Annotated in this window: 9 protein-coding genes and 1 tRNA gene; 6 read left to right on the top strand and 4 right to left on the bottom strand. The window is 72.5% G+C overall.

Annotation, left to right across the window (positions count from 1 at the left end; all coding sequences use genetic code 11):
- Nucleotides 1-264 precede the first annotated feature (264 nt).
- Nucleotides 265-2,085, bottom strand: coding sequence for an ATP-binding protein (locus ACVWNX_RS23295; protein ID WP_454409611.1), 1,821 nt, complete (start codon nucleotides 2,083-2,085; stop codon nucleotides 265-267).
- 329 nt (nucleotides 2,086-2,414) lie between these two features.
- Between ACVWNX_RS23295 and ACVWNX_RS23290 the strand changes: the two genes are divergently transcribed.
- A tRNA-Arg gene (locus tag ACVWNX_RS23290) sits at nucleotides 2,415-2,487 on the top strand.
- Between the two features lie 506 nt (nucleotides 2,488-2,993).
- The gene (locus ACVWNX_RS23285; RefSeq protein WP_454409609.1) at nucleotides 2,994-3,851 is read left to right on the top strand and encodes a hypothetical protein; all 858 of its coding nucleotides are present in this window, start codon (nucleotides 2,994-2,996) and stop codon (nucleotides 3,849-3,851) included.
- Here ACVWNX_RS23285 and ACVWNX_RS23280 read toward each other — a convergent pair.
- From ACVWNX_RS23280 to ACVWNX_RS23270, 3 genes are all read right to left on the bottom strand, one after another.
- A complete protein-coding gene (locus tag ACVWNX_RS23280) occupies nucleotides 3,848-4,696 on the bottom strand; it encodes an aldo/keto reductase (protein WP_454409608.1) in 849 nt (282 codons plus the stop codon). The two genes, ACVWNX_RS23285 and ACVWNX_RS23280, sit on opposite strands and share 4 nt — an antisense overlap.
- Nucleotides 4,630-5,826 carry a JmjC domain-containing protein gene (locus ACVWNX_RS23275; RefSeq protein ID WP_454409606.1) on the bottom strand — a complete coding sequence of 399 codons (1,197 nt, stop codon included), beginning with the start codon at nucleotides 5,824-5,826 and terminating at the stop codon, nucleotides 4,630-4,632. Before ACVWNX_RS23275 ends, ACVWNX_RS23280 begins: the two co-directional genes overlap by 67 nt.
- A gap of 74 nt (nucleotides 5,827-5,900) precedes the next feature.
- Nucleotides 5,901-6,068 carry a hypothetical protein gene (locus ACVWNX_RS23270; protein WP_454409604.1) on the bottom strand — a complete coding sequence of 56 codons (168 nt, stop codon included), beginning with the start codon at nucleotides 6,066-6,068 and terminating at the stop codon, nucleotides 5,901-5,903.
- Nucleotides 6,069-6,230: 162 nt separating this feature from the next.
- Between ACVWNX_RS23270 and ACVWNX_RS23265 the strand changes: the two genes are divergently transcribed.
- The 4 genes from ACVWNX_RS23265 to ACVWNX_RS23250 all read left to right on the top strand — a co-directional run bounded on the left by ACVWNX_RS23265 (nucleotide 6,231) and on the right by ACVWNX_RS23250 (nucleotide 12,649).
- The gene (locus ACVWNX_RS23265; RefSeq protein WP_454409603.1) at nucleotides 6,231-7,574 is read left to right on the top strand and encodes a transcriptional regulator; all 1,344 of its coding nucleotides are present in this window, start codon (nucleotides 6,231-6,233) and stop codon (nucleotides 7,572-7,574) included.
- Between the two features lie 61 nt (nucleotides 7,575-7,635).
- A complete protein-coding gene (locus ACVWNX_RS23260) occupies nucleotides 7,636-8,808 on the top strand; it encodes a serine hydrolase domain-containing protein (protein ID WP_454409602.1) in 1,173 nt (390 codons plus the stop codon).
- Between the two features lie 461 nt (nucleotides 8,809-9,269).
- On the top strand, nucleotides 9,270-10,094 hold the full coding sequence (locus tag ACVWNX_RS23255) for an ABC transporter ATP-binding protein (RefSeq protein ID WP_454409601.1): 825 nt from the start codon (nucleotides 9,270-9,272) through the stop codon (nucleotides 10,092-10,094).
- A complete protein-coding gene (locus tag ACVWNX_RS23250) occupies nucleotides 10,091-12,649 on the top strand; it encodes an ABC transporter permease (RefSeq protein WP_454409599.1) in 2,559 nt (852 codons plus the stop codon). The genes ACVWNX_RS23255 and ACVWNX_RS23250 overlap by 4 nt, the downstream gene beginning before the upstream one ends.
- Nucleotides 12,650-12,700: the final 51 nt, after the last annotated feature.

Below are 12,700 nucleotides of genomic sequence, written 5' to 3'. Positions count from 1 at the left end.
TCCCGTCCGGGTCGGTGTCGTGGTCCCACGAGGTGCGCCATGCCCCCTCCCCGTGCCGACGGCCCTCGGCGTCGGAGGCGCGGGAGGCACGGGAGGCGTCCGGGGGCGACGGAGCCGGGTCGCGGTCGGGGTCGCGTACGTGCCCCGGGCCCTGGGCGGGTTCCGGTTCCGAGACGGGTTCCGGTCGGGTGTCGGTGGCGGGGACCGGGCGGCCCGCGTTCGGCGGGCGATCGGTGTGGTCGGTCACGGCGGTCACCTCGGTCGTCACCTGTCCCTCTGCTCCCCGGACTCGTCCCGCACGCCCCGTTCACCCGGTCGGTCTGGTCGGTCCGTTCGGTCCGGCCGATCCGACCGGTCAGGACCGTCCGGTCGGACCGGATCGCCGTCGGCCCGTCCCCCCGCGCCCTTCCGCGCGTTCGGGGGCACGGAGGGTTCACGGGGCTCGACCGGTCCGCGCTGTTCCCGTTGCAGGACGGAGAGCGCGGCGATCAGTTCGGCCTGCGGTTCGGGGTGGACGTCCAGTGCGTCCAGGGGCGCGAGGCGGCGCTCGCGTTCGCCGTAGAGGACCTTCTCCACGTAGTCCGTGACGAGTCGGCCGCCCCGGTCCCGCAGCCGGAGCGCGCTCTGCGCCCCGATCCGCTCGGCGAGGCTCTCCCCCGCCACCCGGCCCCGGCGACCGCCTAGGAGCGCCACCGCGAGCACGGCGGCGACGGCCTCCGGGTCGGGGGCCACCGCCTTGTCCAGCTCGCGCACCTCCTCCTCGCAGTGCTCCTCCAGCTCCCGCCGCCAGCGCCGGACCGCCATGCCCACCCGGTGCTCGGCGCTCTCCTGCGCGGGGTCCCGCACCGTCAGGACGGGCGCGGTCGCGGCGGGTTCATGGCGCCAGCGTTCGTCGGTGCGCTCGTCGGCGGCGGTGACGCAGCACAGCAGCAGGGCCGTCAGGCTCTCCACCAGGGCGTCCAGGAGCTCTCCGGGTCCGCAGTCCAGGGGGTAGCTGCGCCAGCGCTTGAGCGCGTCGCCGGAGAGCACCGCGCCGCTCCGGAGACGCCCCCGGACCCGTGCGTGCTCGCTCTCGTACGCCTCCTCGACGACGGAGGTGAGCCGGACCGCCGCGGCGTGCTGGGCGGCGACGGCACCGGCCAGTTCCGGCATCCGGGCGCGGAGCGAGGCCAGGGCGCCGCCGGCGGTGCGGATGAGGGTCTGGGCGCGGGTGACGGGCTCCTGGGCGCGCTGGGTGAGCCAGGCGCGCAGCGGGGCCACGGCGGTGGACGGCAGGAGACCGCCGCCACCGGCCGACTCGGGCAGTTCGGGGACCGTGAACCGGGGGACCTCGCCCAGCCCGGCCTTGGTGAGCAGGGCGGCGTACTGCTGGGACACCTCGGTGATGACCTGGTGGGGGACCCGGTCGAGGACGCTGACCAGCGTCGCGTCGTACTCCTTGGCGGTGCGCAGCAGGTGCCAGGGCACGGCGTCGGCGTAGCGCGCGGGGGTGGTGACCATGATCCAGATGTCGGCGGCGCAGATCAGCTGGGCGGCGAGGAGCCGGTTCTCCGCGACGAGCGAGTCGATGTCGGGGGCGTCGAGGAGGGCGAGGCCCCGCGGCAGGGCCCCGGCGGTCTCGACCCTCAGCTGCCGGTCGGTGCCCCGGCGCCCACCGCGCGGGAAGGCGTCGCCGTACAGGGGGGCGCCGAAGGGGTCGTCCTGCGGGGGCACCCAGACCCGGGAGAGGGCGGGCAGGACCCGGGCTCCGCTGAACCAGTGGTGGTCCTCCGGATGGCAGACCAGGACGGGGACACGGGTGGTGGGGCGCAGCACCCCCGCCTCGCTGACCTGGCGGCCCACCAGGGAGTTGACCAGGGTGGACTTTCCCGCGCCGGTGGAGCCGCCGATGACGGCCAGGAGGGGCGCGTCGGGGGCCTTGAGACGGGGGACCAGGTAGTCGTCGAGCTGGGCGAGCAGCTCGTCACGGTTGGCACGCGCGCGCGGCGCCCCCGGCAGGGGGAGCGGAAAGCGTGCGGCGGCGACGCGCTCCCGCAGGGCGGAGAGGGCGTCGAGCAGTTGAGGCCGTACGTGCAAGGTCGCCACATGCGAAGAATGCCCAATTTTGACAACTTTCTAAAGCATATGGGCACCCTGCGCGCCGATCGCCACCGGGGAAACGGCCGATCGGGCACGGAACGAAGGGGACAGGCGGGGCGCAGGCATAACGAGTGCACAACACCCGGGGCGGGAGGCGTCAAAAGCGATGCACGATTCGCACCTGCCTGCGATTATCAGGACCGCTTCACCGAACCTCCACATCGAGGCACGGAGGCGAAGCGCCGGGTACGGGGAACCGGGAGCCCTATCCTTGTCCCCGACACGGTCCCCGGACCACCCCATCCCGGGCGACCAGGCCACCCGGCCACCACCCGGCCCCCGTAGCTCAGTGGATAGAGCAGGCGCCTTCTAAGCGCTTGGCCGCAGGTTCGAGTCCTGCCGGGGGCGCACTCTCTCACCCTCCCCTTCGGGAGGGTGTTTTTGCTGTTCAGGGACGTTCGGCGGGGGCCGTGGGAGGGGCCTGCGGGGCTCCTGGCATCCCCTGGCGGGCCGGGCGGGACTCCGGCTTGAGGGTGGCCGGAAACGGCTTCCGATGGCTGTTCCTCCCGAAGGCTTCCAGGTGGCCAGACAGGTGTGACGCGGGTCGTAGACGCGCTTCCCGGTCAGCGAGTCGTACAGGTGGGGCGGCGGCACGGCCCGGCGGGCCTTGTCCGAGCTCAGCGGAAGACGGGCCCGGCTGAGGAGTCCGCCCTTCTCCCCGGCAAGAGGAGGTCACCGGGGAGGAGTCCGTCCGTCGCGCTCGGCGGGCAGGTGGCCGAAGACGACGGCCTCCTTCACCGCACCCGAAGGAGGCCGTCGCCGTACCCGGATCACGTCGTAGACGCCAGGCGGCCGCTCGTCCCCCTTGGCCCAGATGCCTCTGTGGCACCGTGGCCCGCTGCTACGGTCCCCGCATGACGCACTCGGTCTCCGCCGTCCGCGCCGTCGACCTCCGGGTCGAGCCGGTCGACAAGGTTCTCGACCGCGTCGAGCGGTCACTGCAGACCCGGCTGGACCCGGGCACGGTAGTGCGCAAGCGCCGGTCGGTGGGGGCCCGCACGGACCGGGGCACCTGGGCACGGGTGGAGCGGCGCCCGCTCGACAGGATCACCGACCAGGGGTGGAACGGTACGGAGAGCGCCGCCCGCCTTGAGGGCGTCGCCCAGCCCGCGTGGCGGGGGTGTGTGGTCTGGCGGGACGCGGACGAGCCGGTGATGTGGCGGGCCGACGAGACCGGCCTTCTTCCCGGTACACCGGTCGGGAGCGCCGTCCTGGCAGCGGAGCCGACGCTGTCGGAGGAGTGGTGGCGGGCCTTCGGGGATTCCCTGGACGCGCTCGCGCGGAACACGACCGGGCGCGTGGCCACTCCGGACACCGTCACGATCACCCAGGAGCTGGTCACCGAGTCGATCCGGGGCGTGTTCCCCGAGGCGATCGACACGACCGTCGACCGATGGGGTGCAGCCCACGCCGACCTGAACTGGGCCAACATGAGCGCGCCGGTGTTCTCCCTCTTCGACTGGGAGGACTGGGGGAACGCCCCCCGGGGTCTCGACACGGCAACGCTCTGGGCCGCCTCGCTCGCCGTCCCCGCTCTGGCCGACCGCGTACGACGCGAGCGGCGGCACGACTTCGAGAGCCGGGACGGCAAGCTGATGACGCTCTTCGTGTGCGCCAAGATCCTCGGACCGGACGCGCACCCGCAGGACCCTCGGATCGAACCCGCCCGGCACAGGGCACGGCAGATCATCGCGGAGCTTCAGGCGGGCTAACCGGTCAGCCATTCCCGGAGGAGGGCGCGGTACTCGTGGATCGTGCGCTCATCGGGCTCGGCGTCCAAGGCGTCGAGCAGTTGACCCAGATGAGCCGGATCGTCCGTGCCCACGGCCATGGTCCCGACATCGGGGAGGCAGTACGAGGCCCGGAAGGCAGCCTGGACACGGGAGAATCCTTCACCGCCTCGTAGGAAGACCCGGGGGTCGATCCGATCCCATAGCGGGTCCCCGGTGCCACCGCCGAAGGGGCTCATACCCCACGTTCGACGGCGGTCGAGGTCCCAGGCCACCGTGAGGGCTTCCACGGCGTCGAGCGTTCTGATCCCGACCAGCAGCCCGGCTCGTGCCATGAGGACCGACGGTTTCGGCGTGGCCGGACCGACCAGGCCGACCAGCGGTGACGGGTCCCATGAGGAGACGCCCCAGGCACCGCACAGCCCCTTCGATGTGGCGCCGTCCAGCGCGGCGCACGCTTGGGCCAGCGAGTCCCGGCCGTGGTCGACGGGGCCATGGAGGGAGTGTTCCGGGTTGTGCAGGAACACCAGGTCAGGCTCCCGTCCGAGATCCTGGGCGGCTTGTTCCACGGTCTCGTACAGCCTCACGGGATCCAGAGAATGCTCCGCCCTTTCCCACCCAGGGAAATAACCCACCTTCGTGGAGACCGTGAACCTGGGCAAGAGATCACCGGCCATCCGCGCGAGGACGGTATGCGAGCGGAAGCCGAGGTAGTTGGTGCTCGTGTCGATCGAGGTGACGCCGAGATCCAGCGCACCGGTCAGGAGGCGGCGTTCGTGACGAGACCGGTGTAGCCCGAGGACAACTCGGGGGTGAGTACCGCGCACAGCTCCTCCTTCACCAGGGTCTCGGCGACCTCCACTACTTCGGGCCCGACGACGGAGACCGCCCGGTCCAGCGGCACGGGCCTCCCGCTCAGCAGCAGCCGCAGCGAGGGCAGCGCCTTGGCCAGGAGGGTCAGCTTCTTTCCCGAGGCGAGGATGTCGACGGTCCCGCCGTTCTCCTCGATGCGCGGCGGGAAGTGAGTGGTGCAGACCACGGCGTCGAGTGAACCGAAGACGTTCAGGAAGGGGACCTGGCGGGACGGCGGCATCGCCTGCTCGTAGGCGGCCAGGAAGTCGGCCGGCGAGCGCTCGGTTGCCAGCTGGGTGACGGCCTCCGTCAGGGCGTGGAACGCCGCTCCGCCACGACGGTCCAGGTCGTGCCGGAAGATCTCCCTCTCCCGGCACCAGTCGCCCAGCCACGCCAGCCAACTCGCCCCGGTGCGCTTGGTGATCCCGAAGGTGACGTGAAGGCTCTTCCCCGACCCGTGACCGTTGCGGGTCGCCTGGTGCCAGTGTCCACGGGGGATGTGCATCACGTCACCGGCTTCCATCACCCCGGACCAGACGATCTCTTCACTCGGCGTGTCGTTGGGGTCGACGTCCCGGTACAGGGGCACGGACCGGGACGTGCCCCTGACCTCCCAGCCCTTCTCGCCCGCCAGCTGGACGATCACCACGTCGTGGTCATCCCAGTGCAGCGGGAAGCCCGACGCCTCGTTCGTCGTCAGATACGCGTTGACCTGGACGCGCTCGCGCGACCACCACTGGAGGGCCCGGCAGGCAACCTCCATCGTCGGGTCGAAGACGTTGGCCTGGTCGAGGATCACCGTCGCCCCCTCCCCCAGCAGCCGACCGAGGCTGTGCGTGTTCACCATGGGAATGCTCTGGCCCCGAGGGCTGACGCTGTCGGTGAAGTAGACGGCCGGGTGCACTTCCTCGCTCTCCTGGAAGACCCGGAACTGCGGTCGGTTCATGCTCCGGCGCATGACGATGTCGAGCAGGCGGTTCGGGGTGAGTACGCGCGAGATCAGGCCCGGGTCGTCGATGCTTCCGCGCGCGAAGTCCCCGCCGAGTTCGCCCGCGCCGTTCCATCCGAGCGCCGACTCGATGGCGCCGATCAACCGGTGTTCCATCGTTTCCTCCTCATGAGATCGGCTGACAGGGAGCGGTGGGGTCCGGACAGAACCACGGACCCCACCGCCGTCCGCTACTCGCTGTCGTGCAGGTTGCCGTCGCCTCCGGGCCACGGCGAGTCGCCGGAGCTGCCGGCGTTGTCCGACCGGAGGCTGTCGTACCGGTCGTGAACGGACGTCAGCTCCTCGACCGCGACCAAGAGGCCGTTCCGGGCCGACGACGGTGTCGTCTTCTCTGCCACCTCGTTGTTCTCCTTCCTCTTGGATTCCTCGGTCCAGTCAACGGCTTGGCCCCTCGGGTGCGGAACGTTTCTGGGGGGTTCCTCCAGGGGAGGCCACCCTCGTACGCAGAGGGTGGAACACAGCCCCCAGCCGCCCTGTTGAAGTACGGCAGGAGTGATGACGTGCCCGGTCAGTCCTTAGCCGTCCACCCCTTGACCTGCGTCCGTCAGTCGCGCGGATGGGGAAAGGCCGAGTTCGCCCGCCTCATGCAGGCGCGTGGCAAGCTGCTCGGAATCCCCTTGGCGACGAATCGCACGACGGTCTGGAAGTGGGAGCAGGGTCAGGAACCGGATGCGGACGCTCAGCGCGTGCTCAGCGACCTGCTGTCCGTTCCGTACGAACGGGCGCGAGCGGAGGGCTGGCCTCGGTGGCTTCCGGTCTGGGAGGTGACGGGGCTCACCGCGCCGTGGACCGAGGCCGGCACCGTCGAGGCGCTGGCCGATCTCGTGGGGAGTGGACGGTTGGATCGACGGGGCTTTCTCACCATCACCGGCGCCACCTTGACGGGGCTCGCGTCGAGTTGGGTCGAGGCACCCTCCGCATTCGCCTCGGCGATCAATGGCGATCGCGTCACCGATGTGATGGTCTCGACGATCGAGCAGCGCGTCAGCACCCTTCGCACCCTCGATGATCAGTTGGGAGGGGCCCGGCTCCTGGAACAGGCCCGAGGCGACCTTTCCCTGGTCACGGGCCTGCTCAGCGGCGGCCGGTACACGGACGGCATCCGCGTCCGGCTGTACGCGCTGGCCGCCCGGACCTCGCACCTGACCGGCTGGATGGCGTACGACGCGGGGCTGCGGTCCGCGGGCCAGCGGTACTACGTCGGGGCGCTGCGCAGCGCCCGTACCGGAGGGGACGACGCCTTCGGCGCCTTCGTCCTGGCGGAGATGGGCGTCCACGTCTCCGAAGCCGGGCGCACGGCCGAGCGGGTCGACCTGATCTCGACCGGCATCGACAACGCTCCCCGCGCACTGTCACCCTCCGCCCAGTGCTTCCTCCACCTGCACAAGGCCGAGGCGCTGTCGCGCGACGGCGATCATCAGAGGGCCGGCACGGCCCTCAACCGTGCCGCTGCCCTCTGGGAGCGCCAGGCGCCGGGCGACGCCCCGGACTGGCTGGACTGGTTCGGCGAGGCGCAGGTGAAGTCGACCGAGGGCAAGGTACTACTCCGCGCGGGGCAGGTGGAGCGAGCGACGCGTTCCCTGGAGGTCTCTGTCGAGAGGGCGGCACCTCGGGACAAGGCCGTCCGTTCCAGCCGACTGGCCGAGGCCCGTCTGGCCGGTGGGGACTTGGACGGAGCACTGGACGCCGCGAACCACGGCGTCGCGCTTCTGGAGGACGAGGTGAGCTCCGTGCGGGCACTGGACCGGTTGAAGGAGTTCTCCTCGCAGCTCGAACCCCATAGGGCCGTCACTGCTGTCCGGGAATTCCGCGAGCGTCTCCAGGCGGTGCCCGTGGCTGTCTGATCGCCGCCGCTCAGGAACGTTCCCCTCGGAGCGGGCTTTGGTGAGTGCCAGGATGGGCGGCATGACGGTGATCAACGGTGAGGTCGCGGCGGGGTTCGAGCCGGTACGGGAGGCGTTCGCGGCGAACTTCGCCGGGCGCGAGGACATCGGCGCCGCAGTCTGCGTGTACCAGGGCGGCCGCCCCGTGGTGGACCTGTGGGCCGGCGTCGCCGATCCGGACACCGGCCGCCCGTGGGAGCGGGACACCCTTCAACTCGTCTACTCGGCGACCAAGGGCGCGACTGCCACGGCGGCGCATCTGCTGGCCCAGCGCGGCGCGCTGGACCTGGACGCCCCGGTGGCCGAGTACTGGCCGGAGTTCGCCGCGAACGGCAAGGCGGAGATCTCGGTGCGCTGGCTGCTGTCCCACCGGGCCGGTCTGGTCGCCCTCGACCGGCCGGTGCCGATGGCGGAAGCCCTGGCCTGGCACCCCATGACGGCGGCCCTGGCCGCCCAGCGCCCCCAGTGGACACCGGGAACGGCACACGGGTACCACGGCCGGACCTGGGGCTGGCTGGTCGGCGAGGTGATCCGCCGGGTGTCCGGCCGCACGCCGGGCCGCTTCTTCGCCGAGGAGATCGCCGGGCCGCTGGGGCTGGACTTCTTCATCGGGCTGCCGCCCGGTGAGCGCGACCGGGTCAGCCGCATGGTGTACCGAAAGCCGGACGTCGACCTCACCACCGTGCCCGAGGAATCGGTCCCCGAGGACCTGCGCGACCTCGTCGCCGCCTGGCTCGACCCGAACTCGCTCAGCAACAGGGCGTTCGCGGTCACCGACCCTGCGAACATCGACTTCGACTCCCCCGAGGTCCAGGCCGCGGAACTTCCCTCGTCCAACGGCATCGGCACCGCGCACGCGCTGGCGCGCATGTACGCCGCGCTGATCGGCGAGGTGGACGGGGTCCGCCTGCTCACCCCGGAGACCCTGGCCTCGGCGATCGAAGAGTGGGCCAGCGGACAGGACCAGGTGATGGTGGTACCCAGCCGGTTCAGTACCGGGTACATGCTGCCCACCACGGACATCCCCATGACCGGCCCGAACGCCTTCGGTCACACAGGCCGTGGAGGCTCACTCGGCTTCGCCGACCCGCAGCACGGCATCGCCTTCGGCTACGTCATGAACCACATCATCGGGGGCCCCGGCGATGTGCGCGCAACGGCGTTGGCCAACGCGGTACGAGATTCCCTGGCCTGACTCTGCCGCGAAGCGTGGACGTGCCGCATGCCGCATGCCGCATGCCGCATGCCGCATGCCGCTGCGGAAACGAGCCCAGCGACGTGTTTCCCTCCACGACCGCAGGGGAGCGGCATCGTTCCATTTCCCAGCACTTGGTCGCGGGTTCGAGTCCTGCCGGAGCACCAGCCGCCTCTCACCGGCGGAAACACGTGAGGGGCTTTCCTGTCCGGACGCACGTCGCTCACGTACCAAGCGCCTCGCCCGCTCCCCGTTCCGCCCCCGTGACCGTGGCCGGGCGGGGAGGCCGGCCACGGCGTTCCGGAGCGGCACGCGGGCTCGGCCGGGGACGCCCCGGAGGGCGTCACCCGGGCGCCGTGGTGGAGCGGGCTCCACCACGAAGACACCGGTGGGACGGCTCGTGGCGGCCCCCCGCCGGTCGGTTGACTGCTCTCTCGGACGGACACGAGAGGGCAGGACAGATGACATCGGCTTGGCATCCCGCACGGCATGCGCGCGAGGCGCGTCCGGGTGCGGAGGAGGACTCCGGCTGGTACGGGGACGTGCGGCCGGGCGGCGTCCCCGCCGCGCTCCGGCTGGAGTCGGTCACCAAGACCTACGGCACCGGCGCGCACGCGGTCACGGCGTTGGACGACGTCTCCGTGGCCGTCCCGCGCGGCACCTTCACCGCCGTCATGGGCCCCTCCGGCTCCGGGAAGAGCACCTTCCTCCACTGCCTCGCCGGGCTCGACCGTCCCACCAGCGGCCGGGTGTACCTCGGTGACACCGAACTCTCCGGGCTCAAGGAGGCCGCCCTCACCACGGTCCGCCGGGAACGCGTCGGCTACGTCTTCCAGTCCTACAACCTGATGGCGGCCCTGACCGTCCGGCAGAACGTCACCCTGGTCCCCCGGCTCGCGGGCACCCCTGTCGACGGGGCCTGGCTGGCCGAGGTGCTCCGGCGGGTCGGCATGGACCGGTACGCGGACCGCCGCCCCGCCCAGCTCTCCGGCGGTCAGCAGCAGCGGGTCGCGATCGCCCGGGCCCTGGTCACCCGTCCCGACGCGGTCCTCGCCGACGAACCGACCGGCGCCCTCGACTCCCGTACCGGCGCGGAGGTGCTGAGACTGTTCCGGCAGATCGTGGACGAGACCGGGCAGACGGTCCTGATGGTCACCCACGACCCGGTGGCAGCCTCGTACGCCGACTCCGTGGTCTTCCTCGCCGACGGCAGGCCCGCGGGCAGCCTCTTCCGGCCGACCGCCGAGCGGGTCGCCGACCGGATGACCCGCCTCGGGGACCGGTGAGACGCGCCGTGTTCGACATCGCCTGGAGCACGATCCGGCACCGCAAGGGCGGTTTCGTGGCCGCCTTCGTCGCCCTGTTCCTCGGATCCGCCGTCATCACCGCCTGCGGGATCCTGCTGGTGTCCGGGCTCGCCTCGGGCGTGGAACCGCAGCGTTACGCCGGGGCGGACGTGGTGGTCGGCGGCGAGCAGTCCAAGGACGTCCCCGAGGACTTCGACCCCGTCCATCCGGAGCGCGCGGGGCTGCCCGCGACGGTGACCGACCGGATCGCGGAGGTCCCGGGCGTGCGGAGCGCGGTCGGGGAGCGCACGGTCGCGCTCAGCGCCGCCGACCGGCGGGGAACCCCGGTCGGCCTCGGCGATCCGCTGTACGGGCACGGCTGGTCGTCCGCCGTCCTCGCCCCCTTCCAACTGACGGCGGGCGAACCGCCGCGCACCGGCCGGGAAGCCGTCGTCGACGCCCGGCTGGCCCGTGCGGCGGGGCTGGACGTCGGGGACCGCGTACGCCTCGCCGTGGGGACGAGCGCGGCGTCGTACGAGATCAGCGGCATCGTCGACCCCGTCGGCCGCCAGGTGTCCGTCTTCTTCACGGACGCGCGGGCCGCGGAGCTCTCGCCCCGCCCGGACCGGCTGACCGCCGTCGGCGTGCTCGCCCGGCCCGGTACGGACCCGGCGGCGCTCGCCGACCGGATCGCGAAGGCCGTGCCCGGCACGGACGTCCACACCGGGCGGGAGATCGGCGACGTCGAGTTCCTCGACGTCGGACAGTCGCGCGGGTTCCTCGTCGGGCTCTCCGCCGCCTTCGGCGGCACCGCGCTGGGCGTCGTCGTCTTCGTGGTCTCCTCCACCCTGGGGCTGGGCATCCAGCAGCGCCGCCGCGAACTGGCGATGCTGCGCGCGATCGCCGCCACGCCCCGTCAGATCCACCGGCTGGTGGGTGCCGAGACGACGCTGGTGTCGGTGGTCGGCTCGGTGCTCGGCGCCGCCCTGGGCTTCCTCGTCGCGGACTGGCTGCGGGCCGCCTTCGCCCGGGCGGGCTCGCTGCCGCCGGACTTCGCCCTGGACCGCGGCCCGCTGGCCGCCCTCGCGGCCGTCGCCTCCGTCGCGCTGTGCGTCCTGGGCGGGCGGCTCGCCGGATACCTCGCGGCCCGCCGGGTGGCCCGGACCAGGCCGGTGGACGCGCTGGGCGAATCGCTGGTCGAACCGGCGGAGCTGGGCCGTGGCCGACGGCTCGCCGGTCTGGCGCTGATCGGGCTGGGACTGGTCACCGCCGTCGTGCTGCCCCTGGCGATCCCCGGGCGGGCCGCGCTCGCCGGGGCGGGCGGCTCGCTGCTGGTGCTGATGGTCGGCGCGGCGCTGCTCGGGCCGGTGCTGGTGAGGGCGGTGGCCCGGCTGCTCGGTCCGCTGCTCTCCCGCTCCCGGGTCAGCGGCTACCTCGCCACCGCGAACAGCGCGGCCCACTCCCGTCGGCTGAGCGGTGCCGTGGTGCCCCTGGCGCTCGGGGCCGCGATGGCGCTGCTCCAGATCTCCCTGCTGACCACGGGTCAGGAGGAAACGAGACGGCAGACGGCGGAAGGGGTCACGGCGGACTGGGTCCTCACCGGCGGCGGCACGGGCACGGGTCTGTCGCCCGGGCTGGCCAAGACCGTACGGGCCCTGCCCGGGATCGCCTCGGTGGCGCCCGTCGCCCGCTCCCAGGTGCTGCTCAACCACGACGAGGCCGGGGTGCCCCGCGCCGAGGCGTTCAGCGCGCAGGGCGTCGACCCGGCCGGGCTCGGACGGGCCCTCGACCTCGACGTCCGGGAGGGCGACCTGGCCGGCCTCACCGGGGACACGGTCGCCCTGAGCCGGACGGCCGCGGGCACCGCCGGTCTCGGCGTGGGGGACACCGCCGACCTCCACCTCGGCGACGGCGTGCGGAAGGAGCTGAGGGTGATCGCGGTCTACGGGAACGGGCTGGGCTTCGGCGAGGTCACCCTCCCCCACCGGATGCTGGTCCGGCACACCACCGACGGTCTGGACAGCGCCCTGCTGGTCACCGCCGAGGAGCGGGCCGACGGCCCGGCACGGACGTCCCTCGGCGAACTGGCGGAGCGGACGCCGACACTGGCGGTGGTGACCCCCCGGGCGTACGCCGCGGCCCAGGAGGGCGCGCACGCGGACCAGTCCTGGACGGGTCTGATCGCCAACGGGGCCCTGCTGCTCTACGTCCTGATCGCGGTGGTGAACACGCTGGTCATGACGGTCACCGCACGGAGCAGGGAGTTCGCGATGCTCCGCCTCATCGGCACCACCGCCCGTCAGACCCGGCGGATGATGTTCCTGGAGTCCTGGGTGGTCGTCCTCACGGCACTGGCGCTGGGCACGCTGATCGCCCTGCCCCCGATGGTCGGCAGCGCGCTGGCGCTGACGGGCCGTCCCCTCCCGCACCTGGAGCCGGTGGTGTGGCTCGCGGTGGCCGGGGGCGTCGCCCTGCTGGGCTGGTTCTCCACCAGTCTGCCGACCCGGTCGGCGCTGCGGGCGGATCCGGTGGCGGCGATCGGCGCACGGGACTGAGCCGGGCCGGGAAGGGAAAGGGGGGCGGGGCGCCCGCGACAGCGGCCCCGC

The sequence above is a fragment of the Streptomyces sp. JNUCC 64 genome (assembly GCF_054484115.1).
The sequence above is the reverse complement of the archived record's forward strand: the minus strand, read 5'-3'. Positions and strand labels throughout refer to the sequence as shown.